The organism is Maritalea sp. (assembly GCF_051251695.1).
Lineage (GTDB): Bacteria > Pseudomonadota > Alphaproteobacteria > Rhizobiales > Devosiaceae > Maritalea.
Genome location: NZ_JBPOEU010000004.1, coordinates 92647 through 118866, shown reverse-complemented (window position 1 = coordinate 118866; position 26220 = coordinate 92647). Strand labels below are relative to the sequence as shown.

The following is a 26220-nucleotide window of genomic DNA, read 5'->3' as shown; positions in this document are numbered from 1 at the left end:
TCACGTTCGGGATAAATTTTAGGGCATAAGAGTAAAAAAACATAAAATTCGCACGGCACAAGCTATCGTTTGTTGACGGTCGATTTTCAAGCGCATACAAAAACCTCGCAGCGTTCCAATAGGAACTGAAAGCGATTCCGGTGCGGTTGACCCAATTAGGGGACCAAACCCAGAGCTGCTCGACGTTTTGACATAAGTGAACTCTGCCTCTTTTTTTAAATCTCAGAGGTAGAAAATGAAAAATATAGTTCTCGTTACAGTTACTCTTCTATTTACACTTGGCAATGCCAATGCGCATTCGGGTCATACCGAAATCGTTGATGGGCACGCCCATACACTTGTCGATCTCGCATTGATGGGTTTGGCGCCCGTTGCATTGGGTCTGGCTGTTATTGGGCTGGTGCTGGTTGTACGAGGTCGCAAATCGTGAGTGGTCGCTTAGATTTGCCTTCAGATACGGCGGTAATGTTGTGTGGTCACGGTAGCCGAAATCAGTTGGCGGTGGGCGAGTTTGCTCATCTCAAAGACCGGCTGCAAGCAAAGCTTGGCGACGTTCCTGTTGAGTATGGTTATCTCGAATTTGCTGACCCGGTCATTCATCACGGGCTGAACAAACTCAAGGAACAGGGCATCAAAAAAGTGTTGGCCGTTCCTGGCATGTTGTTTGCCGCTGGCCACGCTAAAAATGACATTCCTTCGGTGCTCAATTCCTATCAGGCGCAAAACCCTGAAATGGAAGTGATCTACGGGCGAGAACTGGGTGTGGACCTTAAGATGATCCGCGCTGCTGGTGCTCGAATTGAAGAAGCACTTGAAAACGCTGGTGGCGACGTCCCACGCGAAGAAACGCTTTTGGTTGTTGTTGGACGCGGCGCGTCGGACCCGGACGCCAATTCAAACGTCGCTAAAGTTATGCGCATGCTTTGGGAAGGCATGGGCTTTGGTTGGGGCGAAGTTGCCTATTCTGGCGTGACATTCCCACTAACTGCACCCGCGCTGCGTCACGCGACCAAGCTTGGCTACAAACGCATCGTTGTCTTTCCTTATTTCTTGTTTACCGGTGTATTGGTGAAGCGGGTTTATAGCTATACGGATGAAGTGGCCGCTGAATACCCAGACGTTGAATTTGTCAAAGCGGGTTACCTTAACGATCACGATTTGGTTGTTGAAACGTTCATCGATCGCATTGAAGAAACCCTGCAGGGCGAAAACAAAATGAACTGCCAGATGTGCAAATATCGTGAGCAGGTCTTAGGCTTTGAAACCGAAGTCGGGTTGGCCCAAGAAAGCCATCACCATCATGTTGAAGGCATTGGCGGTGGCATGGAAAATTGCCCTTGCAATGGTGATTGCGATGCGTCTTGTCGTGACGAAGAGTTTTGTAAAAAGCACGGTCTAGAATGGACGCCCGTTCATGCGCATGAGCATACACATGAACACAGCCATGATCATTCTGATGATCATGAACATCATCAACATGACCATGTACATGACCACGCGCACCATCCTTATCCATTTGCAGATCATCCATTGGGTCCAAAAACCATGGAAAAACCGGCAAAAGATAAGGAATAGATTGGTGGAATGGCTTCGGGATCCGCAAGCGATCTATAAAGAAAGCTTTGCAACTATTGAGCAGGAAGCGGCGCTGGAACAATTTCCAACGTCGTTGCGCTCTGTTGTGGTGCGCATGATCCATGCTTGCGGTATGGTGGATTTAACCGAAGACATTCGTTGGAATGGCGACGTGGCCGCTGCCGCCGCGTCCGCCATCAGCGCGAGAAAACCAATATTCTGTGATTGTGAGATGGTGCGCTCTGGCGTGATCAGGCGATTTTTGCCCGATGGGTTTGAACCGAGCTGTACATTGAATGATCCAAAAACACCGGAATTGGCGAAGCAACTACAAACAACACGTTCCGCAGCTGCTGTTGAGTTGTGGCGCGAACAACTTGCTGGCGCTGTTGTCGTGATCGGCAATGCACCGACGACGCTTTTTCAACTGCTTGAATTGATTGGTGCTGGTGGTCCAAAACCAGCAGCCATTATTGCAACACCAGTTGGATTTGTTGGGGCGGCTGAATCCAAGCTTGCCTTGGCGGACGCGAATTTGGATATACCCTTTATAACAGTGCTGGGCCGTCGCGGCGGTTCTGCAATGGCAAGCGCGGCGCTAAACGCGATGACGATTGGGAAGGAATGGGCATGAGTAAATGTTGGCTAAACGTTGTTGGCGTAACCGCTCTCGGCACTCATTCTCTCGCACCAGAACAACAGGCGCTATTGGACCAAGCAAAAATCATCGTGGGCCCGCCGCGCAGCCTGCCCAAAGTACGTGACACGGATGATCGGTTCGTCGTTTGGGAATCCCCTTTAGACAATATGGTCAAGCAAATCTTGTCTTATCGGGGCACGCCGACTGTGATTTTGGCAACGGGTGACCCAACATGGTATGGGATTGGCGCGACACTTACGGCGCACCTTGATGAACACGAGTTCGCTATTCACCCTGCGCCAAGCGCATTTTCGCTTGCCGCCGCGCGGATGAAATGGCCATTGCAAAATGTCAAATGTGTCTCCGTTCATGGACGTCCCGTTGAAATTTTGCACAGCCATATTGTGCCCGGGCAGCGCATTTTGGCGCTCACCAGCGACGCCACCACGGTTCAAGCCATCGCAAATATCCTCAACCTACGCGGATATGGCGAAAGTCAATTGACAGTGCTGAACGCCATGGGTGGCGAAACAGAAAGCCGGATCGAGTTTTTAGCGAAGAACCAGTCGACCAAAGGTATTGGCAACCTCAACACAGTTGCGATTGATTGTGTGGCTGATGATCGTGCGCCGATTTTACCGCCATTGCCTGGTTTGCCTGATGGAGCATTTGTACATGATGGACAATTGACCAAACGCGAGGTGCGGGCCGCAACACTGGCAAAGCTTTGCCCATTGCCAGGCCAACATTTGTGGGACGTTGGTGCGGGCAGCGGCTCAGTGGCGATCGAATGGATGCGTGGGGCTCCACGGGCCACAGCGACTTGTTTTGAACGCCATGTTGCTCGCATCGAAATGATCGAAAAGAACAGGGTGGCACTTGGTGCGCCCGGCCTCAAAATCATCTCAGGCCAAGCACCAGAAAGCTTTCAGGACGTTACGCCGCCGGATGCGATTTTCATCGGTGGGGACGTTGGCAATGAATCTCTTTTCGAAGCCTGTTGGGCCGCGCTAAAACCTGGCGGTCGATTGGTGGCAAACGCCGTTACGCTTGACGGCGAAGTTGCATTGGTTGCGCGGCTGGAAAAGTTTGGAGGCGATTTTGCCCGTATTGAAGTATCGCATCTTGATGCTATTGGCGCACACAAAACTCTACGACCGCGAATGGCCGTGACCCAATGGAATGTCACCAAAACCGTTGGTGACGAATAATGAGCGGCACACTTACTCTTGTAGGTGTTGGTCCGGGTGATCCCGAACTGTTGACCCTTAAGGCAGTGCGCGCCATCAGCGCTGCAGACATTGTGGTTTTTCCGCAAAAGCCAAATGAGCCGCCTTTGGCCTTGTCGATCGCTGAACAACACATACATGCTAACGCTCTCCGTTTGCCTGTCGACTTGCCGATGAAAGTCGAGCGTGAACCCGCGCAACTTGCCTATGATCAGATCGCTGGCGTTATTGCCAAGCATCTGGCAAATGGCAAAACTGTTGCTTATCTGTGCGAAGGTGACCCGCTATTTTATGGCTCGGCCATGTATTTGATTGAGCGCATGCCAGACGCGAAAATTCAAATTATTCCCGGCATTACTTCACTAACGGCGACAGCATCAGTCGTTGGACGCCCATTGGCGGCACGCAATGAAACATTGAAAATTTTGCCTGCGCCACTGCCAAGTGAAAAACTGGCGATGGAATTGAACAACACACAAAGTGCAGCGATCATCAAAGTTGGTCGGCATTTTGATCGGGTGCGCGACGTGCTCAAAATAACGGGGCATGCGCAAAATGCGATGATCGTCGAACGCGCCACACAAGGCGAGCAAAAAATCACGCCGCTGCTCGAATTTGCGTCAAATGAACGTCCCTATTTCTCAACAATTTTATGTTACAAAGGAGATGAAACATGGGGCAAATAAACCCACCATTGGTCGTCTCATTTTCAGTCGTTGGTGATGAAACCGCGCAAAAGATCGCGGCGCATTTGAACGCCAAAATTTGGCTAAAAAGTGCCGCTGATGGGCGCGACGGAAAAGCACTTATCGCCGCCGCTTTTAGCGCAGATCAGCCGATCATAGGTGTCTGTGCTGCAGGTATTCTCATTCGGTTTTTGGCGCCACTGCTTACCGACAAAAAGTCCGAACCGCCGGTAATAGCTGTATCCCCTGATGGCAAAAACATCGCCCCACTTTTGGGTGGGCATCACGGCGCCAACGGACTGGCGATGGAACTGGCTAAGTTACTTAGCGGCAACGCCGCGATCACAACAGCGAGCGATAATGTTCTTGGGTTTTCTCTTGATGAACCGCCGCTCGGCTACGTGCTTGCAAATCCACATGCCGCAAAACCAGCGATGGCCAAACTGCTTGCTGGCGAAAAAATCAAATTGAATGGCGCCGCACCTTGGTTGGAGAAATCTAAGCTTGTTGATCCAGCGGGAGCCGTCTCCGTCACCGTTACCCATCTCAAACAAGCTGATGATCAATTGCATATTGTGCCGCAGAATCTTGTTATTGGCATTGGCTGTGAACGGTTCTGCCCCGCAGAACATGTGATTGAACTCGTGGAAAAAGTGTTGGCTGAAAACAACCTATCGCCACTCGCAATTGCAGCCATTGCCTCGATCGATTTAAAATCAGACGAGGCCGGTCTGTTGGGCGTAGCTCAACATTTTAATGTGCCACTTCGCACCTTCAGTGCCTATCAATTGGCGCAAGAAGCACATCGTGTGCCTAACCCATCGACAATTGTGATGGGGGAAGTTGGCACGCCATCAGTTGCCGAAGCCGCTGCCATCAAAGTTGGTAAACTGCTGGTTGAAAAACAGAAAACGGGCAAAGCAACCTGCGCAATTGGCATTGCAGAATTGCCAGTTGACGTTGAAGTGTTTGGCGCGGCACCCGGCGCACTCTATCTCGTCGGGCTTGGCCCTGGCACTAATCAGTTGCGTACGCCGGTTGCGGATATGGCTTTGCGCCGCACGACGGACTGGGTCGGCTATGGCCTGTATCTTGACCTCGCCGCTGACGCAAAAACGAGCCAAACCGAACATCGCTTTGCGTTGGGTGAAGAGGAGCTTCGGGTGCGACATGCACTAGAGTTGGCAGGAACAGGCAAACAGGTTTCACTGGTCTGTTCGGGCGACGCGAACATATTTGCCATGGGCGCGCTGATTTATGAACTGCTAGCAGCCACGGGTGACCGAGCGATTTCGGATGCGGCGAAACGGGTGACGATTGAAACCTGTCCAGGCATCTCTGCATTCCAAGCAGCGGCAGCGAAATCGGGTGCACTAATTGGCCATGATTTCTGTTGCATTTCATTGTCTGACCTGTTGACCCCACGCGAAGATATTATGAAACGATTGGATGCGGCTGCAGCTGGGGATTTTGTCACGGCGTTTTACAATCCACGTTCTATGCGCCGCACCGATTTGATTGAGATCGCTAAGGACAAATTCTTGGCTCATCGCCCTGCAAACACCCCAGTAGTGATTGCTTCAAACTTGGGACGCCCAGCGGAGAAAGTGCGCGTGGTGGAACTAAGGGCCTTCAATCCCGAAGAGATCGATATGCTCACCATCGTGATGTTCGGATCGTCTCAATCGAAAAGTTTTAAACGTGGTTCAGGCGAAAATGTCGCCTACACCCCGCGCGGCTATGCGAAGAAAGCCGCCAAATTGGAAGAAGCATCATGACTGTTTATTTTATAGGCGCGGGCCCCGGTGCCGCTGACCTCATCACAGTGCGTGGTCTTAGGTTGATCGAACGTTGCCAGACTTGCCTTTATGCAGGATCTCTAGTGCCTGCAGAAATTGTTGAAGCAGCACCTGATACTGCGTTGGTAAAAGACACCGCACCGATGAATTTGGGTGAGATTATCGATGATATGAAGGCCGCTCATGATCGGGGTGAAGATGTGTCGCGCGTTCATTCTGGCGACCCTTCGATTTACGGGGCTGTGGCCGAGCAAATGCGCAGGCTAGACGTTCTTGAAATTCCCTATGAGGTAGTGCCCGGCGTACCTGCTTTTGCGGGCGCAGCGGCGAAACTACAAACCGAATTAACACTGCCCGAAATTGCGCAAACCATCATTATCACGCGCACTTCCGGCAAAGCGTCTTCCATGCCAGAGCATGAAACGCTTGAAGTGCTCGGCCAATCACGCGCCACATTGGCAATCCATCTATCGATCCGAAATTTGAAATATGTCGAAGAAACGCTGACCCCATTTTACGGTGCTGACTGTCCTGTAGTGGTCGCTTATCGCGCAACTTGGCCAGATGAAAAATTCATCAAGACGTCACTTAAAGATATGCGAGCTGATGTTCGGGCAGAAAAGATCACGCGCACGGCGTTGATTTTTGTCGGTAAAGTTTTCGGCCAAAAAGAGTTTCGTGATAGCGAGCTTTATAGTGCTGATTTCGCCCATGTGTTGCGCAATAAAGGCAAAAAGAAAAAACGTCAGGCAATGGAAGCGGAATGATCGCCAAGATATTGCAGCGCGGCCTCAACCGAATAGACTTCAACCGCTTCGGGAAGCGCGGGGCGTTCAATCATGATCACGCTTGCGCCGACCATGCGCGCGGCTTCCAGCTTAGCAGCGGTTTGATCGCCCCCAGCATTTTTGGTCACCAAATGGGTGATTTCGTGGGTGCGCATAAACGCCAATTCATCCGACAGGCGAAATGGCGGGCGCTCCAAAATCACATTGACATGAGCCGGCAAAATCACTTCGGGATGCTCGATGGCGCGAATGAAAATCGTGCAGTCTGTGCGCAGAACGAACGGTTCGATATGCTGGCGTCCAACGGTCACCAAAACATGGGAACCTGCGCCCAGTCGATCAGCAGCAGCTTGAATATTGGGCACATGATGCCAATTGTCAGCGGCCCCGGCTTGCCAAGCTTCCCGCGTCAAACGCAGCATTGGCGCATTCAATTGCGCACACGCTTTTACGGCATTGGCCGACATTTGCGCGGCAAATGGGTGGGTGGCGTCCACGACCATTTCAAAACCGTTGCGCGAAATGTAATCTGCAAGACCGTCAACGCCGCCAAATCCGCCGGTGTGGATATGCCCATTTGGCAATCTGGGTTTGCGGGTGCGACCGGCCAAAGAGGTGGTGACCTGATGGCCTTGTCGAACCAACGCATCAGCCAAATCAATCGCTTCACCGGTGCCGCCAAAGATCAAAATTCTCATGCGCTTATCTCCCGTTTACGATTAATGTTGAGCGATTATAACGCCCTTTCGGTCAACCACCAAAACACTTGTTTTGATCGTGGTTCCGTTCAAGGTTTTTCGTACTTTATCATTCGCCAACTGTGCCACACGGTTAGCAATGTCAATTCCGTCATCCTGACACAGTTCCAAAACATGTTTCGCCGTTTGGGCTTTAGTGATTTGTGCGCCAAGATTTTCCGACGCACCCAGCAGTTTGGCTTCTTCTGCCAACCAGTTGAAATCAACTTGGGAGCGGCCTGAATGCAAATCCAAATTTCCCTGCGCCAGTTTTACGAGCTTTGCAAAACCGCCAGCAATGGTCAGGTTGGGCACTGGGTGTTTTTTGAGATATTTCAGCAAGCCGCCAACAAAATCACCCATATCCAAATAAGCCTCAATAGGCAGATTGAGATGCGCTTGCGCCGCTTTTTCGGACGTGTCTCCGGTGGAACCGACAACATGGGTAAGCCCGATGGCGTTGGCCACGTCGATACCACGGTGAATGGAGTGGATCCAGGCCGCGCAGGAATAGGGGATCACAATACCCGTGGTGCCCAAAATCGAAATACCGCCCAAAATGCCAAGACGTGGGTTCCACGTTTTTTGAGCCATTTCCTCGCCGGCGGGCACAGAAATCGTGATTTCAATATCCGGCGCAATGTCGAACCTTTTGCAGATTTCAGCGACATGTTCGCTCATCATTTTGCGGGGCACGGGATTAATCGCGGGCTCGCCCGGGGGCAATGGCAAACCCGGTTTGGTGAAAGTGCCAACACCAATTCCAGCTTTGAAAATGATGCCGGAACCTTTGGCCGCTCGGCGAACGGTCGAGATAATCATCGCGCCATGGGTAACGTCTGGGTCGTCGCCTGCATCTTTGACAATCCCGCATCGAGCGAAATCTTGATCCAACTCTTCAACGGCCAACGCAAAACTAGGTGTTTGACCACCGGGCAACGTGACAATCGCGAAGTGTGGGAATTCACCACTCAAAAGCGCTTCAAGGGCTGCGCTGGTTGCAGCGGTTGCACAGGCACCCGTCGTCCAGCCACGGCGCAATTGATCAGGTTGTTTTTCATGGTCAGCACTCATATCAATAATCTATATAGCGCCAAGCCCCTATTTAGCGATAGGTATTTAGCGCAAAGAAAGAACTTTCAATGAGCCTTTGGAACAGCATTAAAAATCTATTTGCCGCAGATGAGCCAAAAGGCCATTTTGCGCGCATGGATAATGCACAGTTCCCGCCATTTGAGCCGGGTTCCGTTTGGCTTGTTGGCGCTGGTCCGGGGGCTGCAGGCCTGATTTCCATGTTGGGATATTATGCGCTGGGCGAAGCAGATATCATTGTTTATGACGCTTTGGTGGGTAAAGAGCTGCTCAAATATGCAAACCCAAAGGCCCAATGCATTTATGCCGGTAAGCGCGGCGGCAAACCTTCGCCCAAGCAAAAAGACATTTCTTTGAGCCTGATCGATTGGGCAAAAGAGGGCAAAAAAGTTTTGCGTCTAAAGGGCGGCGACCCGTTTGTTTTCGGCCGTGGCGGTGAGGAAAGTGAAACCCTTGCTAAAGCCGGCGTTAAGTTCCGCATCGTGCCGGGTATTACTTCAGGCATAGGCGGGTTGGCATATGCGGGCATTCCTGTCACCCATCGTGACACCAATCAGGCGGTGATTTTCCTCACCGGTCACGATGAAACGGGGGCTGTGCCCCAAGCTGTGGATTGGAATGCGATTGCCACCGCAGCGCCAGTTATCGTTATGTTTATGGCGGTGAAACATCTTGGTTCAATTTCGCAAAAACTGGTGAGCGCGGGCCGCAAACCAAGCGATCCGCTAGCGATCCTTTCTAACACGACATTGCCTGAACAATCCGTGTTGACAACAACATTGGAAAAGGCTGGTGATCTAGTGGAGATGGGGAACGTTCCAACCCCTGCCATCGTGGTGGTTGGAGATGTGGTCAATTACCGGGAAATTTTGAACTGGTATCAGCCATCGGAGAACCGTCTTGGCTAACGGACTGATCATCGCGGCACCAAGTTCTGGTTCAGGCAAAACCCTCATCACAATGGGTCTACTAGGTGCATTAAAAAATCGCGGCGTATCGGTCGCATCTGCCAAAACTGGGCCCGATTATATTGATGCGTCATTTCATGGGCTGGCCACAGGTAAAACGGCGAAAAACCTAGACCCATGGGCGATGTCATCAAGCCAACTTCGCGCTCGCGCGGCAGAGGCTGCAACCGAATGTGATTTACTGCTGATCGAAGGGGTGATGGGCCTATTTGACGGCGCGGTAAGCGGCGACGGTTCAACCGCCGATCTCGCCGCAACACTAAACTTGCCTGTGATTTTGGTTGTTGATGTTGGATCAATGGCGCAATCAATCGCTGCACTTGTACATGGGTTTTCAACCCTACGCGCTGACATCGATGTTGCGGGGGTCATCTTAAATCGTGTTGCGAGTGAACGTCACGAGCAAATGCTAAAATCAGCATTGAAGCCGTTGGACATCACCTATCTTGGTGCGCTTGGCCGTGATGATGAACTCAGCATTCCATCGCGACATTTAGGCCTTACCCTGCCGCATGATTTTCATGCTGCCCAAGCTGTCGCTATTGCATCGATCGATCGGATTGAAAAGCAAATCGATCTTGATGCGTTGCAATCTTTGGCTAGGCCGATTGCAGCGTCTGATGCGATGCATCCACTCGTGCCGTTAGGGCAAAAAATAGCAATTGCGAAAGACGAAGCATTTGCCTTTATCTACCCGCATATTGTCAATGATTGGCGTGCCAATGGGGCTGAACTCACGTTCTTTTCTCCCCTAGCGGATGGCGGTCCAGCAAATGATGCAGACGCCGTTTTTCTACCGGGTGGGTATCCAGAATTACACGGTGAAAAATTGGCAAATGCCAGCAATTTTTCAACAATGATGGGGAATGCGGCGGGGCGTGGATGTTTGATTTATGGCGAATGCGGCGGCTATATGGTGTTGGGGCAAGCGCTGACCAGCAAGGCTGGCGATACGTTCAAAATGCTCGGGCTTTTGCCTCACAGCTCAGCGATTGACCGACCTCGACGCCAACTTGGTTATCGGCAGCTCACCCACAACAGTCCGCTGCCTTGGCCTAAAAATCTGCGTGGACACGAGTTTCATTATTCCTCCCAGTCGGGGGACGCAGCTAAGCATTTGTTTGATGCGACTGACGCCCAGGGTGAAAACCTAAAGACTATGGGTTGCGTTAGCCAGAACATTATGGGCTCTTACGCTCATATCATTGATCAAGCGGCGGAATAAAAACGATGACCAAAGCGCTGATGATTATGGGCACTGGGTCAGACGTTGGCAAAAGCCTCGTCACTGCAGGCCTTTGCCGCGCTTTCACCAATCGAGGGCTGACCGTTCGTCCGTTCAAGCCGCAAAATATGTCAAACAACGCTGCGGTGACGGCTGACGGTGGTGAAATCGGCCGGGCACAAGCCTTGCAAGCCCGAGCCTGTAGAACCGAGCCCGCAACTGCGATGAACCCGGTTTTGTTGAAACCAGAACAGGAAACCGGTGCGCAAGTGGTGGTGCGGGGCAAGCGGGTCGCGTCGATGACCGCTCGTGAGTATTTCAAAAAACGCAGCGAGTATTTGCCGCAAACTGTTGAAGCGTTTCGCGAATTGGAAGACCAAGCCGATCTAATTTTCGTTGAGGGCGCTGGCAGCGCTTCTGAGATCAACTTGCGTAGTTCCGATATCGCCAATTTTGGCTTCGCGCGGGCATTGAACCTGCCCGTGATGTTGGTTGGCGATATCCATCGGGGTGGGGTGATCGCATCTATTATTGGAACGTTAGAGGTTATCGACCCAGCTGACAAAGCCTTGTTGGTCGGGTCCCTGATCAATCGTTTTCATGGTGATCCTGGTCTGTTTGAAGATGGTAAGAGTTTCATCCAAACACGTTCCAAACTGCCATGTTGGGGCCCGTTACCGGATTATCCTGATGCGCGGCTGTTGCCACCCGAGGATGTTTTGGCGCTGGATCACCCGACTGACCTGGCGTCGGATGGCTTTAAAATTGTTGTGCCGCGCTTACCGCGAATCGCAAACTTTGACGATCTTGATCCGTTGCGGCAGGAACAGGGCGTGAGTGTTCACATCATCGAGCCGGGTAATCCGCTGCCAACAGATGCTGACCTGATTATCTTGCCCGGCTCAAAGTCGACAATATCTGATTTGGCGTTTTTGATTGACCAAGGTTGGGACATTGATATCAAAGCCCATGTGCGCCAAGGAAAATCAGTTTTGGGGATCTGTGGTGGATATCAAATGCTTGGTGAAACGCTATCTGACCCGAACGGGATTGAGGGCGCGCCAAGTAAGTTAAATGGTTTGGGCCTGTTGCGTGTAGAAACAGTGCTTTCAGAGCAAAAACAGTTGCGACTTGAAAAGGCGTCTTATGGTACATCTTCCGTTCCATTGACGGGCTATCATATGCATATGGGTGAAACGGTAGGCGATGACACCAAATCGCCTTTCGCCAATGTTGGTGACCAACCTGAAGGTGCGGTTTCAGCGGATGGCTTGGTGATGGGCACCTACCTGCACGGGCTATTTGGCGCGGATCAATTTAGGCGTGCATTTTTAAAAGAACTAGGTGCTAAATCAGCGCAAACGCTTGAATATGAGCGTCGAATTGACCAGATACTGGACGGGTTCGCGGCGCATCTTGAAAAGCATGTGGATTTGGATGCCATTGCCTACATCATGAGAAAAGCGACAGGAAAATAAATGTTGAGTGTGATTTTGGTTTTTGCAGCGACGCTGTTCGAGCGGTTCGTTGGTTATCCCCGTCCGTTGCTGAACGCTGTTGGCCATCCAGTAATGTGGATGGGTAAACTCATTGATATTTTGGAAAAACGCGGCAATGATCCACTTCTTTCGCAAGAACGACGCCGCCGCAACGGCTATGTGATGCTCGCCATTCTCATTGCCGTCACCCTTGTGATCACTGTTTTTATCTCGGCTTTATTGCCTTCTGGACCGCTTGGTTGGGCCGTTAAAATTTTCCTCGCCAGTACGCTTATTGCGCAAAAAGAACTTGGCCGTGCTGTTGGCGCAGTTGCAGAAGGTTTGCGCAGTTCGCTTTCTGAAGGGCGTGAGGCCGTTTCACACATTGTTGGGCGCGATGCGAAAGAACTTGGTGAAGATGGGGTCGCAAGAGGTGCAATTGAAAGCCTTGCGGAAAACACGTCGGACGGCATTATCGCGCCGATTTTCTATCTCTTCTTTTTTGGGTTGCCAGGGATCGCCGTTTACAAGGCGATCAACACCGCAGATTCAATGGTCGGCCATAAGAATGAGCGGTTCTCAGCGTTTGGTTTTGCCAGCGCTAAGCTTGATGATTTTGCAAATTTTCTTCCAGCCCGCCTAAGCGCCTTCTTGTTCGCAGCGACGGCAAGGTTTTCCAAACAGATGGATAGTGACGCAGCATGGCGCAGTGTCAAACGAGATGCAAAACATCATCGTTCGCCAAATGCAGGTTGGCCGGAGGCAGCGCTAGCGGGCGCTATTGGCGTGAAACTAGGTGGTGTACGCAATTACGACGGCGAAACGGTTGAACTGGCGACGATGGGTGAGGGCAAAGAAGTGCTTGAAGCCGATGACATCGACCGAGCGCTAAAACTTTACGGCCATATGCTGACCCTCACACTGGCACTATTATTGGGCCTAGCCATGATATTTGGCTAGCCTTTTAGGCGCTGGGGTATCCCGGCGGTTACGAAGGTCACCATTTCACAAATCTGGGCAAGTTTTTGATGGCTTGTGCCCGCATGATCGCGAAATTCGCGCGCCATTGCATTGTCGGGCACAATACCTTGGCCAACTTCGTTCGAAACCAAAACAACACGTAAATTGGCATTTGTTTCAAGCCAATGAACAAGCGCATCCACGCTTTCCCCGGGTTCCATTTCCGCCATCATTAAGTTTGTGATCCAAAGCGTTAGGCAATCCACCAACACCAGGTCGAGCTTTTTACGACGCGCCTCTTCTAAACTCGAAATTAGATTTATCGGCGCTTCAATGGTTTTGAATTTTGATGAACGGGATTTTTGGTGCGCGTTAATGCGCGCCCTCATTTCGTCATCCCACGCGCGCCCAGTGGCGATATAGGCAACCTTTTTGCCTTCATTCAAAACCAACTCTTCTGCAAAACGTGTCTTACCCGATTTCGCGCCGCCTAAAACAAGATGGTGACCGTTCATTGTTTATTGCCTTTATCATTTTTCGGAATGCGTGCGATGAAATGACCGCGCATCCCTTGAGGCCACTCGATAAACGGAACATTGCCGTCACTCGTTTTGGCATGGGCCGCGCACCAGTCTAAAACCGCATCGGCGTCACTATCCTCGGGCGCGAAATAACCTCCAAGATAGCCAGTACGCACTTTGTCTTCTAGCAAGATGGCGCATGAATGTTTGCAAGCCCATAAACATTCGTGCCCGACAATTTCCAAACGCTGTCCGCGTTCGTTTCGCTTTTGGATCAACTTGTCGCGCAAAATCTCACCGCCTGTTTCGCCGTTTTGATTAAATGCGCTTTCTTTGGAAAACTTGCAGGTGGTGCAAATGGTTAGTTTTTGGGTCAAATTCTACTCGGTGCGTTAGGCGGTGATAAGAGCGGCTGAAACTGCGTCGAAACGGGAAAAAACGCAAGAGGCTGACTTTTTGTTGCAAAAGGCGCGAATAATACTTTCGTCTAAGATGATTTGCCATTATGTATCGCACCATGTCTTCTCACCCGCGCACAATTTAGGAGAGCGCCAGGTGCTAAACCAAAAAAATGGGCAAAACTATTACCTCGGAATTGACGGCGGCGGCACAAATTGTCGCGCCAGACTTGCCAATGAAAACCTTGAAACAATTGCAGAAGCAAAAGGCGGTCCAGCCAACACCACCATTGGTGATGGCTCACAAGCCTATGGCTCTATAATTGAAGTTGGTCGAAAAGTGTTTGAGATTGCAGGGCTTGGCGAAGCCGAGATGGGCAAAACAATTGCCTGTTTGGGTCTTGCTGGTGCGCATTTAGAATCGTCACGGCGCGATTTTGCTGCCCGCACCTATCCCTTTGCCCAAACATTGGTACACAACGATGTTGAGACCGCACGCGAAGGCGCACATCTTGGCCACGACGGTGCCGTGCTTATTGTTGGCACTGGGTCTGCAGGTTTAGCCAAAGTGGATGGAAATCTTCACCCGGTCGGCGGATGGGGGTTTCACATTTCAGACATGGCTTCGGGCGCGATTTTGGGGCGAGCATTGGCGCGCCGCTCGATTGAGGCTCTGGACGGGTTGGTTTCAGGATCACCACTTACGGATGCGATCGCGAAAGAACTTGGCGGTGGTTGCGATGAGATTATGGCTTGGTCATTCAAAGCATGGCCAAAGGATTTCGCAAGTTTGGTGCCGTTATTCATGGAATTCTATGAAAAAGGCGATCCGATCGCGGATGAAATGATGGCGTTTGAGTTTGATCAAATCGACCAGTTTGCAAATTGGTTTAAAGCGCGTGGCGCGAAAAAGTTGGCTATAGTTGGCGGTTTTGGCGTGCGATTGCTGCCACTTCTTAAAGAACGCCATCCCAATTTCATTTTGGGCGCGAGAGCGGACGCACAGCACGGGGCGCTTTTGATGGCAAAAGCCGCCCAACAAAGCTAGGAGGCAAGATATGTCGAGCCGAATTATTCCAGTAAAGCCCTTTGACTATGTGGTGTTTGGTGCAACTGGTGATTTATCACAACGCAAACTCATTCCAGCTTTGTATCATCGGTTTATCGATGGCCAATTTGATGCCAATTCGCGCATTATTGGTGTTTCTCGGACCAAGATGTCAGATGACGAATTTCGGGCATTCGCTAAAGATGCAGTACATCAATTTGTGCAAAGCGATGCGGTCGATGAAGAACAGCTTGAAATTTTTACATCTTGCTTTTCTTACATTGCCAATGATGTCACCGACAAAAAAGGTTGGGCCAAACTAGATGCAGCGCTGCGAAACGATCCAGAAATTGTCCGCGCGTTCTATCTAGCCGTTGCGCCGTTCCTGTTCGAGCCAATTTGTGATTATTTGGCGACGCGAAATTACTGGACGCCAGATGCTCGGGTTGTATTGGAGAAACCGCTTGGTCGGGATTTAGAGTCTTCAATCGATATCAACGATACTGTCGCTAAGGTTTTCAGCGAAGAACAAGTTTATCGGATTGACCACTATTTGGGCAAAGAGACGGTGCAAAATCTTTTGGCATTGCGGTTTGCCAACACGCTTTTTGAGCCAATTTGGAACTCAACCCACATTGACCATGTTCAAATTACAGTTGCTGAGAGCGTTGGTTCTGGTGGACGTAGTTACTATGAAAAATCAGGTGCGCTGCGCGATATGGTGCAAAACCATATGCTGCAGCTTTTGTGCCTGGTGGCGATGGAGCCACCTGCTTCTGACGAAGCGAATGCACTACGTGATGAAAAGCTGAAGGTCTTACGTGCGCTTAAACCGATCACTGGCGACGCGGTTGATAAGATGACCGTGCGCGGCCAGTATCGGGGCGTTTCTTCGGAAGAAACCAAAGTGCCTGGGTATCTTGAAGAGCTGGGTGAAGATACAACGTCCAACACTGAAACTTTTGTCGCGATTAAAGCAGAAGTTGAAAACTGGCGTTGGAATGGCGTGCCGTTCTATATGCGCACCGGCAAACGCATGGCGACACGCGCCTCTGAAATTGTAATTCAGTTCCGCGAGATTCCACACTCGATGTTCTCGCGATCTGAAGGTGTGCCAAAAGCAAACCGCCTTGTATTGCGACTGCAACCAGATGAGGGCGTAAAAATGTTCCTCATGATTAAAGATCCCGGTCCCGGCGGCATGCGTTTACGCCAAGTGCCACTTAACTTAAGCTTTGCGGACACATTTGTGCAACGCACACCCGAAGCTTATGAGCGTTTGCTGATGGACGTGGTGCGTGGGAACCAAACATTGTTCATGCGCCGTGACGAACTGGAAGCCGCGTGGGCTTGGATCGATCCAATCCGTGAGGCATGGGACAATGATGTTTCACCATTGCACACATATACAGCCGGTACGTGGGGGCCCACCAGTTCAATTGCCCTTATTGAGCGTGATGGCCGCACATGGCACGAGGAAGCAGATGACCCCAAAGCCCTCTAAATCAGACTTTGCAAACAAAGACATATTGGCTGCCGCGCTAGCAAACGATGTTGCGGCAGCGCTTTCGTCTGCAATTGCAAAAAATGGCAAAGCAAGTCTTTTGGTTTCTGGTGGTTCTACGCCGAAATTGCTGTTTCAACATCTTGGCCGCACAGAACTTGATTGGTCGAAAGTGTTTGTGTCGCTTGTTGATGAACGTTGGGTTTCGCCAACTTCAGATCGATCAAACGCCAAATTGGTGGAACAAAACCTGTTGCAAGGCGCGGGCAAAACAGCGCATTTTGAGCCATTATTTGTTGAAGGCAAATCTGCGGATGATGGCATCCCCGAACTCAGCGCAAAATTTGCCGATATGGCGCAGCCCATCTCAGTTGTGATTTTGGGCATGGGGACCGATGGTCACACGGCGAGTTTCTTCCCCGGTGGTGACAATCTTGATGCAGCGATAGACATGAATTCAAGCGCGATGTTTTGTTCCATGCGCGCTGCGGGCGCTGGCGAAGAACGTATCACATTTACGCTACCGGCCTTGCTGAACACAGATTTTTTGGCGCTTCATATCGAAGGCGATGCAAAAGCTGACGTTTTTGAAAACGCCCTTGGCGACGGCGCGGTTGACGACATGCCCGTTAGAGCTGTCTTGCGCCAAAACCAAACACCCTTGAATGTTTATTGGTGCCCATAGAAGCGCACCGCAATCAAATAGATGGAGATGACCAATGAACGTGAATAGCCGGATCAAGGACGTCACCGACCGTATAATCAAACGTAGCGAAAAAACACGCCGCATTTATCTTGATCGCATGGATGCGCAAGTTAAACGTGGTGTTCACCGTTCGGCCCTTTCTTGTGGCAATCTCGCGCACGGCTTTGCCGCTTGCGCCCCAGAGGACAAAGAAAAGCTTTCAGACGGGATTACCCCAAACATTGGCATCATCACATCCTACAATGATATGTTGTCGGCCCATCAGCCCTACTATGACTATCCTGATGTGATTAAAGCGGCTGCCCGTGAAGCTGGCGCAACAGCACAAGTGGCTAGCGGTGTGCCGTCGATGTGTGACGGGGTGACCCAAGGCCAGCCGGGCATGGATCTGTCGCTGTTTTCACGCGATGTAATCGCCATGTCTGCGGCAATCGGTTTGAGCCACAACATGTTCGATGCGGCAATGTTTTTGGGTATTTGCGATAAGATCGTACCCGGATTGGTGATCGCGGCGCTTACATTTGGCCATATCCCAGCGGTGTTTGTCCCAGCAGGGCCAATGCCATCCGGCCTACCAAACGACGAAAAAGCGCGTATTCGCCAACTTTATGCTGAAGGTAAAATCGGTCGGGATGAGTTGCTTCAAGCTGAAAGCGATAGCTACCATTCGCCCGGCACTTGTACATTTTATGGCACCGCCAACACTAACCAAATGCTTATGGAAATAATGGGTCTGCACATTCCGGGTTCAAGCTTTGTCAACCCGGGCACGCCTTTGCGCGCAGCGCTAACCAAAGAAGCAACGCGACGGGCATTGGCGATCACGGCACTGGGCAACGAGTTTACACCTGTAGGGCAAGTGATCGACGAAAAAGCAATCGTGAACGGCATGATCGGCTTACACGCGACGGGCGGTTCGACCAACCACACTATCCATTTGATCGCCATGGCTGCAGCCGCTGGCATTCAAATTACGTGGGAAGACATGTCCGACCTTTCCGATTGTACACCATTGCTAGCGCGAGTTTATCCAAACGGTATGGCAGATGTAAACCATTTCCACGCTGCTGGTGGTATGGGCTTTATGATTGACCAATTGCTCAATGATGGCGCGTTGCACAATGACGTGAAAACCATCTGGGGTTCGAATTTGCATGTTTACGCACAAGAGCCAAAATTGGACGGCGAGAAAATCCGGTTTGAAGATGCACCAAAGACGTCTGGCAACGACAAAGTTCTAGCGCCAGCTTCAGCGCCATTTGTTGAAACTGGTGGTCTTAAATTGTTAAACGGGAACCTTGGCCAGTCGGTGATCAAGGTTTCTGCGGTAAAACCAGAACATCGAATTGTTGAAGCCCCCGCGCGCGTTTTTCATTCGCAGGATCAAATGCAAGAGGCCTTCAAAAAAGGTGAACTGGAAGGCGATATGGTCGCCGTGGTGCGCTTCTCTGGACCTAAAGCCATTGGGATGCCGGAATTGCACAAACTGACCCCACCGCTGGGGATTTTACAAGGTCGTGGCTATAAAGTTGCATTGGTGACCGACGGGCGCATGTCCGGCGCATCCGGCAAAATTCCAGCCGCAATTCACTTAACACCAGAAGCTGTAGACGGTGGCCCAATCGCTAGAATCAAAGATGGCGATATGCTTCGATTAGATGCAGAAGCTGGCACTTTGGAAGTATTAGTCGACGCTAAAGAATTTGATGCGCGACCATTGACGACGCAAGACCTTAGCGCTTCGCATCACGGGTTAGGGCGTGAATTGTTCTCCGGTATGCGCGCCATGGTCGGCTCGGCCGACAAAGGTGCTAGCGCGTTGGGCGAACTCGTTTAAAAAACGCCTTCATAAGAGATTGGGTTTGGGTGAGTTTGACTTAGTGTCAAATTTTCCCACACCAAAAACACTCGGTGACATAAGGGAACGAGATTTCTCGTTTCCTTTTTAGCGCAAGATGGCTGGTGATGAGCTCATCTATTTGCTTTCGAATTGATGCGCGCGTTTCTTTATCTTGCGCCGCAATAAAACTGACCGACATGAACCTGTTCATAATAACGTCTTCGGGATCGCCAACTTGCTCGTGGGCAAAACTGGCTTCCTGTAGCTCCCCAAAACCGTCGCATGGAAATACGGTTTTCCAATCGCCTTTATAATAACGTGGCGCATCGCCCTCATATGGCGTGACGATTTTTGTTAGTGCGGAGACCCAGTCGAGCTTTTCATTGCGAACATTCCAGACGAGCCCCAGCCGTCCATTTGGCTTTAAGACACGATGGAGCTCGGTCATTGTTTCGGGTGTAGAGAACCAATGGAATGACTGGGCGCAGATCACAAAATCAACAGACGCATCATCAAGTGGGATTTGTGTTGAAGTGCCTTCAAATGTTTTGACGTTGGGCAAAACCTTTGCGAGCTGCCCACGCATCTCGGCGACGGGTTCGACGGCAATCACATTGTCGCAAATCTCAACAAGCCGTTTTGTAAACTTGCCAGTGCCAGCCCCCAAATCAAGCACTGTGCTGTTCCGCTCGATGCCAAGTTCTTCGCGCAGCCAGTTTAGGATTTTGGGAGAATAGTCCGGTCGTCCACGTTGATACCTGTCTGCTGCTGACTGATATCCGGTCGCCGCGCTTTTGTGGACTTTTGTCATGGTAGTTTACCGTTTCATGGGGTCAAAAATTGACGGAACTTGGCGTTCACGCCACTTTTGCAACAATCGCTTTGCATTCTCATCGACACCTAAGTTTGTATCAATTTCAAGATGATAGGTGAGGCCCTCGTGAATGTTCTCAAAGTCCTTCGCAGCGCTGCCGATTTCACGGTTTCCCCGTGCCATTTCTCTTTTGCGAAGCTCGTCTAAGGGACAATGGATGCCCACGAAAAAGACATCAAATGGCTCGAATAGGACAGTTAACTCCTCAATCCATCCTTTTGTATCTAAGATATGTTCAAGGATTAAATTGTTGCCTGCTCGTGCATATGCCGCGAGCGAGTTGTGATAGCCGTTAAAGAAGTTCTTGCGCATCAACGACCAGTTAAAGTCGCCGTTTGCGATACGTTCACTTGGCAAAACGCCGGCGTCGCGCAGGTGATCAATTGAAATATGCCAAAATGGTTCTTCAATGATCGACTGCAGTTGGCGGGCAAGTGTTGATTTACCACTACTAGACGCCCCATGCAGAAAGATAATTTTGCCAAGTTTTTCGGCAGTAGGGAGTGTCATATTCAGTTACCAAATTTTCTTTAAAATTTGCCGCCAGTTTTAAAGTTTCCGTGCCGGCGGGTGCCTTTTGTGCCTTTGCGCGAAGAACCGCGTGGGCGCGAAAAGTCGCTGCTTGGCGTGCCGAATGAACCAAAGTCTAGATTTCCTTTGCTCCAAGGACCGGACTTAGATCGTCTAGATCTAGGCGTGCGGGCGCTGCTTGAACCACGTTGGGCGTCTTGCCATTGGCCCCAATAGCCCGAAGCCGTAATCGCGCCCTTTAGGAATTCACCCAACAAGTCTTCGACCAAATTGTCATCAAATTTCATGCGCGGGTCGTCAAAGTTTGATTTTTTGAACTCCCACTCAATATCTTCCAACTCACGACGGCGCGACGCAAGGGTCTTCAAGCGACCTTTTGATTCTCCGATGTCATTTTCTTGTTCGACAATTTCTTCGCGAACGGCATCGATCTTGCGCACGATTAAATCATCTTCTCTGGATGAAGTCTGTCGCGCCGCTGCGTAAAGCTCTGCCAGTGTTTCGCGCTGAAGTCCGTCGGTCAATGTCTCTACGGCTTCTTTGTATGCTCCATCACTGCCGTCTGATAGTTTGGACTGCTTGCGCGCAAGTTCGTCGCGTTCATCCTCAAGCCGTACCTGGGCTTCATCGATGGAAGAGATTTCCGCAGCCGCTTTTTCCGAGTTCAAACGATAGGTTTTGCCCCCAGCAGCATCAAAAGCTTTGTCTTCAAGCTTTTTAAGTTTTTGGTGTTCTGTATCCGCAGCCTCCAGAAGTCTTTCTGCGTGTTCACGCAAACGCATCGGGATTTCGTTGAGCATTGCAAAATTTGGTTTTACAGCATGATAGCGCACCATGTTGGCGATCATTTTGTCGAAAAACCGAACCAAATTGTTGGCGCTGTAAGAGCTCGTATTATAGCCCCTTTCCCACAAATACATGAAAAGCGGGTCTTCTCGATAGGGTAGGCCCTTTTCTTCTCTGTCGGCCTCTGCGGTTTCGGTTTTCTTTAAAGCATGCTCGGCAATATTTTTTGCTTCGTCAGATTTTGCCAACTGGACCTTATATTTTTCATCAGATTTTAGGCCGCGAAAAACCTCGCCGCTCAAATCATCAAGCTCAGCCTCGGCTTTCTTATAAACAGCTTGTGCGTCGTCGCGTTTGGCCGAAATATTTTTGATCTCATCATCAATGTCGTCCAAGCGTTGGCCAATATCATTGTTTTGGCTTTCATGCTTTTCAAGGATGGAGCGTGCTTGTTTCTCCGCGCGAGATAACTCGCCGGTAACTTCAGTTTTGCGAGCTGGGTCAAGGCGCAATTCAGCCAGCGCTATAAACTGCTCGGCTTCAACTTCACGCAAACGCCCAATGCGAGAGGACGCGTCAGCAGAAAGTCGCGACAATTGTTTTTCTTCGCGCCGAATTTCGTCCAAAGCGCGATCAAGTGAACGCAAGGCCTCAGGGCCGGAAACTTTTTTTCTTCTTACCATTGCGTTATCTCACCGCCTAAAACCGAGATGACATAGTCGACATCTGTATACCCAAACTGTTTAAGGCCCAAAATGTTGTTTTGAATGATGCCATCGTCAAGCTTGTCGTCGCGCACGCCGTTGAAAACGACCTCGCTCACCCGCACGCCCCATTGGTCAACCTCTTCGGTTTCCCCAGTTTCTTCATTTACAATATTTCGTGTTTGTACTGAGCCATCCGAGCCAATCGCCTCGACAACGATATAGTAATTGCGGACATCCTGATTGACTTCTGGATAGGTCCAAACGCCGGTATCAGCACCTTCTCGATTGACAATTTGCAATCTATATTCGGCTTGCAGCTGAGCTAGAGTGCTGGTCATGTCTTCGATGGCTTGTTCGGCGCGCGCTTTGTCTGAAGCAGCGGCGGCGGCTTTACCGCGCTCTAGAGTTTCTTGCGCGGAGATAACCGCACTTTCAACTTTTGAAACGGACTTGATTTGAGCCAGGAGCGCATCCATTTGGGCAGGAAGTTCGACCTGAACCTGCTCGATTTCCGCCGCAGATTGTCCCGCAACAAACGGTTTATAAACGAAATTATAGCCCGTAAAGACAATAATCACGGCAAGGGCAATGCTTAAAAAGTTCTTGCCCCAACGTCCGCGCGAAACATACAGGCGGGCCAGCCAATAACCCAATCCACCGGACGGTGGAGAATAGGCGAACCGCGCTTCATTGAGCGCGGCCACACCTTCTTGCAATATGCGATCTGGCACGTCGATGCCTTGCTGACGATAAACCTCACGCAGCCGTTCAGTGAGGGCGCTAGCACGATCTTCTTCGCTCAATTCACGAGCGACAAGTTTTTCGCTATGGCGTAGTGTGTCCACCACATCCATTGCCAACATCACCTCATCAAGCGGCGCTGCTTTATTTGCTTTGGTTTTATTCATTCAGCTCAACTCACCATGCGTTGGTAAAAACACGCCAGATGCTTTTTTCGGTTTTGATTAGCTTTTTTGCTCAAGCATAACTGTATTACCTTCGGCAGCCAGTTTCGCCAAGCGTTGCTTACCGTCTTCTACAGAATCGCGAATTTCGGCTGAATTTTTGGTCGCCTGTTCGCGCATTTCATTGATGATGGTACGTGACTTTTCTTGGAAATTAACAACACTATCCACAAGCTTTGTCACGGCATCAGCACGAATGGTTGGGCCGTAACCTGCCCGCAATGCTTCTTCTTGCACGGTGTCACCAATTTCCGCCAATGTCTCAAGGCTTTTAGACATGCCCTCTTTCATCGCATTCAACGTTTCAGTGCTTTCATGCAAACCAAATAGGCCAGTAAATGACGCGCTTAGGGCGGTCAAAACTGTTTCGTTGGTGGAGAAGAACGAGATAGATTGCTGATAAACACGCTCTTTAGCGTTTGTTGTTTGCATCAAACGCGCCATCACAACTTCTGATGTGTTGTAGGAAATGGTCAGGTTGTCAGAAAGATCTTTTGCAATTTGATAACGGCGTTCTTCGTTTTGCATTTCGCGCAAGCGCTCATCGCGGGCCATTTCGAGACGTGCCCGGTCAGCTGGGGTACCATCAGTAAAATCTTCGAGAACTTTGGTCGCTGCGGATAGTGCATTTTTGCATTCTTCAAGCTTTAACTCGGCTTTTTCAAATACTTCAAGCGCCATCACTTCGGATTGCTTCAACGCGCCACGGAAGTCCCGATAGGCTTCCAAAATAGTGTGCTCGCGGTCAATTTGGTCTTTGGTGTCAGCCGTCACTTCCAAAAAGATTTGGCGAATTTTGTCGAAGCGGGTTGGAATATCACCACGCGTGACTTTCATCCAAACGTTAGAGGCGCGCTCAAGCATATCAAGCTTGCCGTCTTCTAACTGATCAACCATGCCTTTGGCATCGTCGCGAATTGAATCAAATCCATTGGTGATGTCTTCATATCGTGCGCCAATGCTCATGGCTGCAATTTGAGTGCGAACGACTTCGTTGAAGATGCTGGCTTGGTTTAGCGTGCGACCAATCAGGATCACGCGAGTTTCATCCAACTCTGTGATTTGCTCTAGAAGAGCCGTGATTGGCGCTTCATCTGTATTTTCGGGCCACAAGCCCATTTCGCGAATTGCGCCCATTGCTTTATCCAAATATTGCAATGGTTTTTCTGCAAGTTCATTTGACATGATGTTACTTCCCAACAAGTTTGTGGCCTTACGCCTTGTAAAATTAATGCCCTCAAAGCTTTTTACAGCTAACAATTGACAGCTTGCAACCATGTTACCATGTGTTGGAGATATTGTGTCATAATGGCCAGAGGTAAAGGGCTTTCATGAAATTTGTTGGACATTACATCATTTCTGCACACAAACAGGAAGTTTGGGAGGCACTGAACGACACAGAAGTCCTCAAAGCGTGCATTCCAGGCTGTGATCGAATTGAATGGGTTGGCGAAGATGCTTTAGAGGCAACGATTAAAGTCAATCTGGGCCTGTTTAAGCCCAAACTTGTTGGGGATTTAATGCTGTCCAATATCAAGCCGGCGAAAAGCTACACGCTTTCGGGGCAGGGTCGTGGTGGCATATTGGGCTTGGCCAAAGGGTTTGCTGACATCGAACTTGACGATCATGAAGAGGGATCTACATTGAAGTTTTCCGCCTTTGGCGAAATGTCAGGTTCGGTTGAAAAAATAGGCTCAAAACTAGTGAGCGGCGCGGCCCAAGGGGTTATTGATCGTTTCTTTGAAAGATTTGCGGAACAATTTGGCGCAACCGCTGTGCCTTTTCATTCTGTCGAATAATAACGGTTTGGACCCAAACAAAGTTTCACCTTTTGCTCTCACATTGCTATAACGCCAAAGTGTGTTGCACTTGTTCGCACCCAAATGCTTTTGTGCAGCAAAACAGACAAACATTGTTGAGGGCTTATCTTGAAAACGCTTGTAAAAAATGTGGCTGCTTTGGGCATTGCCGCAACGTCATTGTTCATTGGGACAGGCTATGCGCAAGAGCTTGATCCGGCTGACTGGCAATCAGTTACCAAGGCTGCTGAGGGTCAAACAGTTTATTTCAACGCATGGGGCGGTGCGCCCAACATCAACGCGTATATCGCTTGGGTTGGTGATGAAGTTAAGTCCAAATATGGCGTGACCCTGAACCACGTAAAGTTAGATGACACTTCAAGCGCTGTGAACCGCGTGGTCACGGAAAAAGCCGCCGGACGCGATGAAGGTGGATCGGTCGATCTTATTTGGATCAACGGCGAGAACTTTGCTTCAATGAAGCGCCAAGGTCTGCTTGTTAGCGACAATTGGGCAGAAAAACTGCCAAACTACAAATATGTGGATGTGAAGGGTAAGCCAACACTGACTTACGATTTCACAGTGCCCGTGGATGGTCAGGAAAGCCCTTGGGGCATGGCACAGCTCACCTTTTATTACGACAGCGCCTGGATGGAAACACCGCCATCCAACTTGGAAGACTTGGCCATTTGGGTTGAAGCTAACCCGGGTCGTTTCACCTATGCCGCTCCACCAAACTTCATCGGTACGACATTCCTAAAGCAGGTGCTTTATGGCGTTGTTGCAGACCAATCTATCTTGCGAACACCAGCTGACGAAGCGGATTTTGACGCTGTAACAGCACCGCTCTGGGCGTATTTGGACCGGCTTAAACCAAATCTTTGGCGGTCTGGCGAAGTTTATGCGGCTGATACTACACAACTTAAGAACTTGCTCGCTGATGGCGAAATCGGCATTGCGATGACTTTTAATCCCGGCGAAGCTTCATCTGCGATCAAAGCAAGCGAATTGGCGGGAACGGTGCGTTCATTCGTTCTTGATTATGGATCAATGGGTAACTCGCACTTTGTGACCATTCCCTATAACGCCAACGCAAAAGCAGGCGCGATGGTTGTTGCTGATTTCCTTTTGTCTGCTGAGGCGCAAGCAAAAAAAGCGGACGAAAATGTTTGGGGTGATCCATCAGTGTTAGACATCAACGCACTACCAGTTGAAGGCAAAGCATTGTTTGATGCGCTTGAGCGTGGTCCCGCCACTTTGGCTGCAGATCAGTTTGGTGCAACTTTGCTTGAGCCAGATGCCACTTGGGCTGTGAAACTTGAAGAGGAATGGGCTAAAAGATACGTCCGTTCTAACTAGGGTTT

Annotated in this window: 26 protein-coding genes; 17 read left to right on the top strand and 9 right to left on the bottom strand. The window is 50.2% G+C overall.

Translation table 11 applies throughout. The features are described 5' to 3' along the window. The first annotated feature begins 235 nt into the window (after positions 1 to 235). The 7 genes from ACSHWX_RS03275 to cobM are packed head-to-tail and all read left to right on the top strand — an operon-like array spanning position 236 to position 6696. Positions 236 to 430, top strand: coding sequence for a hypothetical protein (locus ACSHWX_RS03275; protein ID WP_435666756.1), 195 nt, complete (start codon positions 236 to 238; stop codon positions 428 to 430). Then, complete coding sequence (locus tag ACSHWX_RS03270; protein ID WP_435666755.1) at positions 427 to 1575, top strand: sirohydrochlorin chelatase; 1149 nt, start codon at positions 427 to 429, stop codon at positions 1573 to 1575. Before ACSHWX_RS03275 ends, ACSHWX_RS03270 begins: the two co-directional genes overlap by 4 nt. A gap of 4 nt (positions 1576 to 1579) precedes the next feature. Beyond that, on the top strand, positions 1580 to 2209 hold the full coding sequence (locus ACSHWX_RS03265; protein ID WP_435666754.1) for a precorrin-8X methylmutase: 630 nt from the start codon (positions 1580 to 1582) through the stop codon (positions 2207 to 2209). Then, positions 2206 to 3426, top strand: coding sequence for a precorrin-6y C5,15-methyltransferase (decarboxylating) subunit CbiE (gene cbiE / locus ACSHWX_RS03260; protein WP_435666753.1), 1221 nt, complete (start codon positions 2206 to 2208; stop codon positions 3424 to 3426). The genes ACSHWX_RS03265 and cbiE overlap by 4 nt, the downstream gene beginning before the upstream one ends. Next, positions 3426 to 4130, top strand: coding sequence for a precorrin-2 C(20)-methyltransferase (cobI, locus tag ACSHWX_RS03255; RefSeq protein WP_435666752.1), 705 nt, complete (start codon positions 3426 to 3428; stop codon positions 4128 to 4130). The genes cbiE and cobI overlap by 1 nt, the downstream gene beginning before the upstream one ends. Continuing rightward, entirely contained in the window at positions 4118 to 5908 is a 1791-nt protein-coding gene (locus ACSHWX_RS03250; protein ID WP_435666751.1) for a cobalamin biosynthesis protein, read from the top strand. The genes cobI and ACSHWX_RS03250 overlap by 13 nt, the downstream gene beginning before the upstream one ends. Continuing rightward, positions 5905 to 6696 carry a precorrin-4 C(11)-methyltransferase gene (gene cobM / locus ACSHWX_RS03245; RefSeq protein WP_435666750.1) on the top strand — a complete coding sequence of 264 codons (792 nt, stop codon included), beginning with the start codon at positions 5905 to 5907 and terminating at the stop codon, positions 6694 to 6696. Before ACSHWX_RS03250 ends, cobM begins: the two co-directional genes overlap by 4 nt. On the opposite strand, the gene ACSHWX_RS03240 is transcribed toward cobM, so the two are convergent. Next, positions 6675 to 7415 (bottom strand): cobalt-precorrin-6A reductase, encoded by a 741-nt coding sequence (locus ACSHWX_RS03240; RefSeq protein WP_435666749.1) that lies wholly within the window; start codon positions 7413 to 7415, stop codon positions 6675 to 6677. The two genes, cobM and ACSHWX_RS03240, sit on opposite strands and share 22 nt — an antisense overlap. Before the next feature lie 21 nt (positions 7416 to 7436). Further along, entirely contained in the window at positions 7437 to 8528 is a 1092-nt protein-coding gene (locus ACSHWX_RS03235) for a cobalt-precorrin-5B (C(1))-methyltransferase (protein WP_435666748.1), read from the bottom strand. A gap of 134 nt (positions 8529 to 8662) precedes the next feature. Here ACSHWX_RS03235 and cobA point away from each other — a divergent pair, with 134 nt between their 5' ends. Genes cobA through cbiB form a run of 4 tightly spaced genes read left to right on the top strand, consistent with a single transcriptional unit; the run spans position 8663 to position 13177 of the window. Then, positions 8663 to 9454, top strand: coding sequence for a uroporphyrinogen-III C-methyltransferase (gene cobA, locus ACSHWX_RS03230; RefSeq protein ID WP_435666805.1), 792 nt, complete (start codon positions 8663 to 8665; stop codon positions 9452 to 9454). After that, positions 9447 to 10739: a cobyrinate a,c-diamide synthase gene (locus tag ACSHWX_RS03225; protein ID WP_435666747.1), complete on the top strand. Its 1293-nt coding sequence runs from the start codon at positions 9447 to 9449 to the stop codon at positions 10737 to 10739. The genes cobA and ACSHWX_RS03225 overlap by 8 nt, the downstream gene beginning before the upstream one ends. Before the next feature lie 5 nt (positions 10740 to 10744). Continuing rightward, a complete protein-coding gene (locus tag ACSHWX_RS03220) occupies positions 10745 to 12217 on the top strand; it encodes a cobyric acid synthase (RefSeq protein ID WP_435666746.1) in 1473 nt (490 codons plus the stop codon). Then, positions 12218 to 13177 (top strand): adenosylcobinamide-phosphate synthase CbiB, encoded by a 960-nt coding sequence (gene cbiB / locus ACSHWX_RS03215; RefSeq protein ID WP_435666745.1) that lies wholly within the window; start codon positions 12218 to 12220, stop codon positions 13175 to 13177. Here cbiB and cobU read toward each other — a convergent pair. Continuing rightward, a complete protein-coding gene (gene cobU / locus ACSHWX_RS03210; RefSeq protein ID WP_435666744.1) occupies positions 13174 to 13692 on the bottom strand; it encodes a bifunctional adenosylcobinamide kinase/adenosylcobinamide-phosphate guanylyltransferase in 519 nt (172 codons plus the stop codon). The genes cbiB and cobU overlap by 4 nt on opposite strands. Continuing rightward, entirely contained in the window at positions 13689 to 14075 is a 387-nt protein-coding gene (locus ACSHWX_RS03205) for a DUF1636 family protein (RefSeq protein ID WP_435666743.1), read from the bottom strand. Before ACSHWX_RS03205 ends, cobU begins: the two co-directional genes overlap by 4 nt. A 178-nt stretch (positions 14076 to 14253) precedes the next feature. Here ACSHWX_RS03205 and ACSHWX_RS03200 point away from each other — a divergent pair, with 178 nt between their 5' ends. The 4 genes from ACSHWX_RS03200 to edd are packed head-to-tail and all read left to right on the top strand — an operon-like array spanning position 14254 to position 19191. Then, positions 14254 to 15144, top strand: coding sequence for a BadF/BadG/BcrA/BcrD ATPase family protein (locus tag ACSHWX_RS03200; protein WP_435666742.1), 891 nt, complete (start codon positions 14254 to 14256; stop codon positions 15142 to 15144). Between the two features lie 10 nt (positions 15145 to 15154). Beyond that, positions 15155 to 16648 (top strand): glucose-6-phosphate dehydrogenase, encoded by a 1494-nt coding sequence (gene zwf / locus ACSHWX_RS03195; RefSeq protein ID WP_435666741.1) that lies wholly within the window; start codon positions 15155 to 15157, stop codon positions 16646 to 16648. Further along, on the top strand, positions 16629 to 17333 hold the full coding sequence (gene pgl / locus ACSHWX_RS03190) for a 6-phosphogluconolactonase (RefSeq protein ID WP_435666740.1): 705 nt from the start codon (positions 16629 to 16631) through the stop codon (positions 17331 to 17333). The genes zwf and pgl overlap by 20 nt, the downstream gene beginning before the upstream one ends. Before the next feature lie 34 nt (positions 17334 to 17367). After that, complete coding sequence (gene edd / locus ACSHWX_RS03185; protein ID WP_435666739.1) at positions 17368 to 19191, top strand: phosphogluconate dehydratase; 1824 nt, start codon at positions 17368 to 17370, stop codon at positions 19189 to 19191. A 46-nt stretch (positions 19192 to 19237) separates the two neighbouring features. Here the strand turns inward: edd and ACSHWX_RS03180 are convergent, their stop codons facing one another. Genes ACSHWX_RS03180 through ACSHWX_RS03160 form a run of 5 tightly spaced genes read right to left on the bottom strand, consistent with a single transcriptional unit; the run spans position 19238 to position 24242 of the window. After that, complete coding sequence (locus tag ACSHWX_RS03180; protein ID WP_435666738.1) at positions 19238 to 20005, bottom strand: class I SAM-dependent methyltransferase; 768 nt, start codon at positions 20003 to 20005, stop codon at positions 19238 to 19240. Between the two features lie 6 nt (positions 20006 to 20011). Beyond that, positions 20012 to 20578 carry a chloramphenicol phosphotransferase CPT family protein gene (locus tag ACSHWX_RS03175; protein ID WP_435666737.1) on the bottom strand — a complete coding sequence of 189 codons (567 nt, stop codon included), beginning with the start codon at positions 20576 to 20578 and terminating at the stop codon, positions 20012 to 20014. Between the two features lie 20 nt (positions 20579 to 20598). Continuing rightward, positions 20599 to 22068 carry a hypothetical protein gene (locus ACSHWX_RS03170; RefSeq protein ID WP_435666736.1) on the bottom strand — a complete coding sequence of 490 codons (1470 nt, stop codon included), beginning with the start codon at positions 22066 to 22068 and terminating at the stop codon, positions 20599 to 20601. After that, positions 22062 to 23000 carry a DUF6384 family protein gene (locus ACSHWX_RS03165; protein ID WP_435666735.1) on the bottom strand — a complete coding sequence of 313 codons (939 nt, stop codon included), beginning with the start codon at positions 22998 to 23000 and terminating at the stop codon, positions 22062 to 22064. The genes ACSHWX_RS03170 and ACSHWX_RS03165 overlap by 7 nt, the downstream gene beginning before the upstream one ends. A gap of 57 nt (positions 23001 to 23057) precedes the next feature. Continuing rightward, positions 23058 to 24242, bottom strand: a complete 1185-nt coding sequence (locus ACSHWX_RS03160) for a cell surface protein (protein WP_435666734.1) — start codon at positions 24240 to 24242, stop codon at positions 23058 to 23060. A gap of 146 nt (positions 24243 to 24388) precedes the next feature. Between ACSHWX_RS03160 and ACSHWX_RS03155 the strand changes: the two genes are divergently transcribed. Together ACSHWX_RS03155 and ACSHWX_RS03150 are read left to right on the top strand one after the other, a co-directional pair. Continuing rightward, complete coding sequence (locus tag ACSHWX_RS03155) at positions 24389 to 24856, top strand: CoxG family protein (RefSeq protein ID WP_435666733.1); 468 nt, start codon at positions 24389 to 24391, stop codon at positions 24854 to 24856. A 129-nt stretch (positions 24857 to 24985) separates the two neighbouring features. Further along, positions 24986 to 26215, top strand: coding sequence for an ABC transporter substrate-binding protein (locus ACSHWX_RS03150; RefSeq protein ID WP_435666732.1), 1230 nt, complete (start codon positions 24986 to 24988; stop codon positions 26213 to 26215). Positions 26216 to 26220 lie beyond the last annotated feature (5 nt).

Excerpts from the sequence above, each read along its gene's own strand:
- ACSHWX_RS03275 (WP_435666756.1), top strand. The coding sequence starts at position 236 with ATGAAAAATATAGTTCTCGTTACAGTTACTCTTCTATTTACACTTGGC.
- cbiE (WP_435666753.1), top strand. The coding sequence starts at position 2,206 with ATGAGTAAATGTTGGCTAAACGTTGTTGGCGTAACCGCTCTCGGCACT.
- cobI (WP_435666752.1), top strand. The coding sequence starts at position 3,426 with ATGAGCGGCACACTTACTCTTGTAGGTGTTGGTCCGGGTGATCCCGAA.
- ACSHWX_RS03250 (WP_435666751.1), top strand. The coding sequence starts at position 4,118 with ATGGGGCAAATAAACCCACCATTGGTCGTCTCATTTTCAGTCGTTGGT.
- cobM (WP_435666750.1), top strand. The coding sequence starts at position 5,905 with ATGACTGTTTATTTTATAGGCGCGGGCCCCGGTGCCGCTGACCTCATC.
- ACSHWX_RS03240 (WP_435666749.1), bottom strand. The coding sequence starts at position 7,415 with ATGAGAATTTTGATCTTTGGCGGCACCGGTGAAGCGATTGATTTGGCT.
- ACSHWX_RS03235 (WP_435666748.1), bottom strand. The coding sequence starts at position 8,528 with ATGAGTGCTGACCATGAAAAACAACCTGATCAATTGCGCCGTGGCTGG.
- cobA (WP_435666805.1), top strand. The coding sequence starts at position 8,663 with ATGGATAATGCACAGTTCCCGCCATTTGAGCCGGGTTCCGTTTGGCTT.
- ACSHWX_RS03220 (WP_435666746.1), top strand. The coding sequence starts at position 10,745 with ATGACCAAAGCGCTGATGATTATGGGCACTGGGTCAGACGTTGGCAAA.
- cbiB (WP_435666745.1), top strand. The coding sequence starts at position 12,218 with ATGTTGAGTGTGATTTTGGTTTTTGCAGCGACGCTGTTCGAGCGGTTC.
- cobU (WP_435666744.1), bottom strand. The coding sequence starts at position 13,692 with ATGAACGGTCACCATCTTGTTTTAGGCGGCGCGAAATCGGGTAAGACA.
- zwf (WP_435666741.1), top strand. The coding sequence starts at position 15,155 with ATGTCGAGCCGAATTATTCCAGTAAAGCCCTTTGACTATGTGGTGTTT.
- pgl (WP_435666740.1), top strand. The coding sequence starts at position 16,629 with ATGACCCCAAAGCCCTCTAAATCAGACTTTGCAAACAAAGACATATTG.
- edd (WP_435666739.1), top strand. The coding sequence starts at position 17,368 with ATGAACGTGAATAGCCGGATCAAGGACGTCACCGACCGTATAATCAAA.
- ACSHWX_RS03180 (WP_435666738.1), bottom strand. The coding sequence starts at position 20,005 with ATGACAAAAGTCCACAAAAGCGCGGCGACCGGATATCAGTCAGCAGCA.
- ACSHWX_RS03175 (WP_435666737.1), bottom strand. The coding sequence starts at position 20,578 with ATGACACTCCCTACTGCCGAAAAACTTGGCAAAATTATCTTTCTGCAT.
- ACSHWX_RS03170 (WP_435666736.1), bottom strand. The coding sequence starts at position 22,068 with ATGGTAAGAAGAAAAAAAGTTTCCGGCCCTGAGGCCTTGCGTTCACTT.
- ACSHWX_RS03165 (WP_435666735.1), bottom strand. The coding sequence starts at position 23,000 with ATGAATAAAACCAAAGCAAATAAAGCAGCGCCGCTTGATGAGGTGATG.
- ACSHWX_RS03160 (WP_435666734.1), bottom strand. The coding sequence starts at position 24,242 with ATGTCAAATGAACTTGCAGAAAAACCATTGCAATATTTGGATAAAGCA.
- ACSHWX_RS03155 (WP_435666733.1), top strand. The coding sequence starts at position 24,389 with ATGAAATTTGTTGGACATTACATCATTTCTGCACACAAACAGGAAGTT.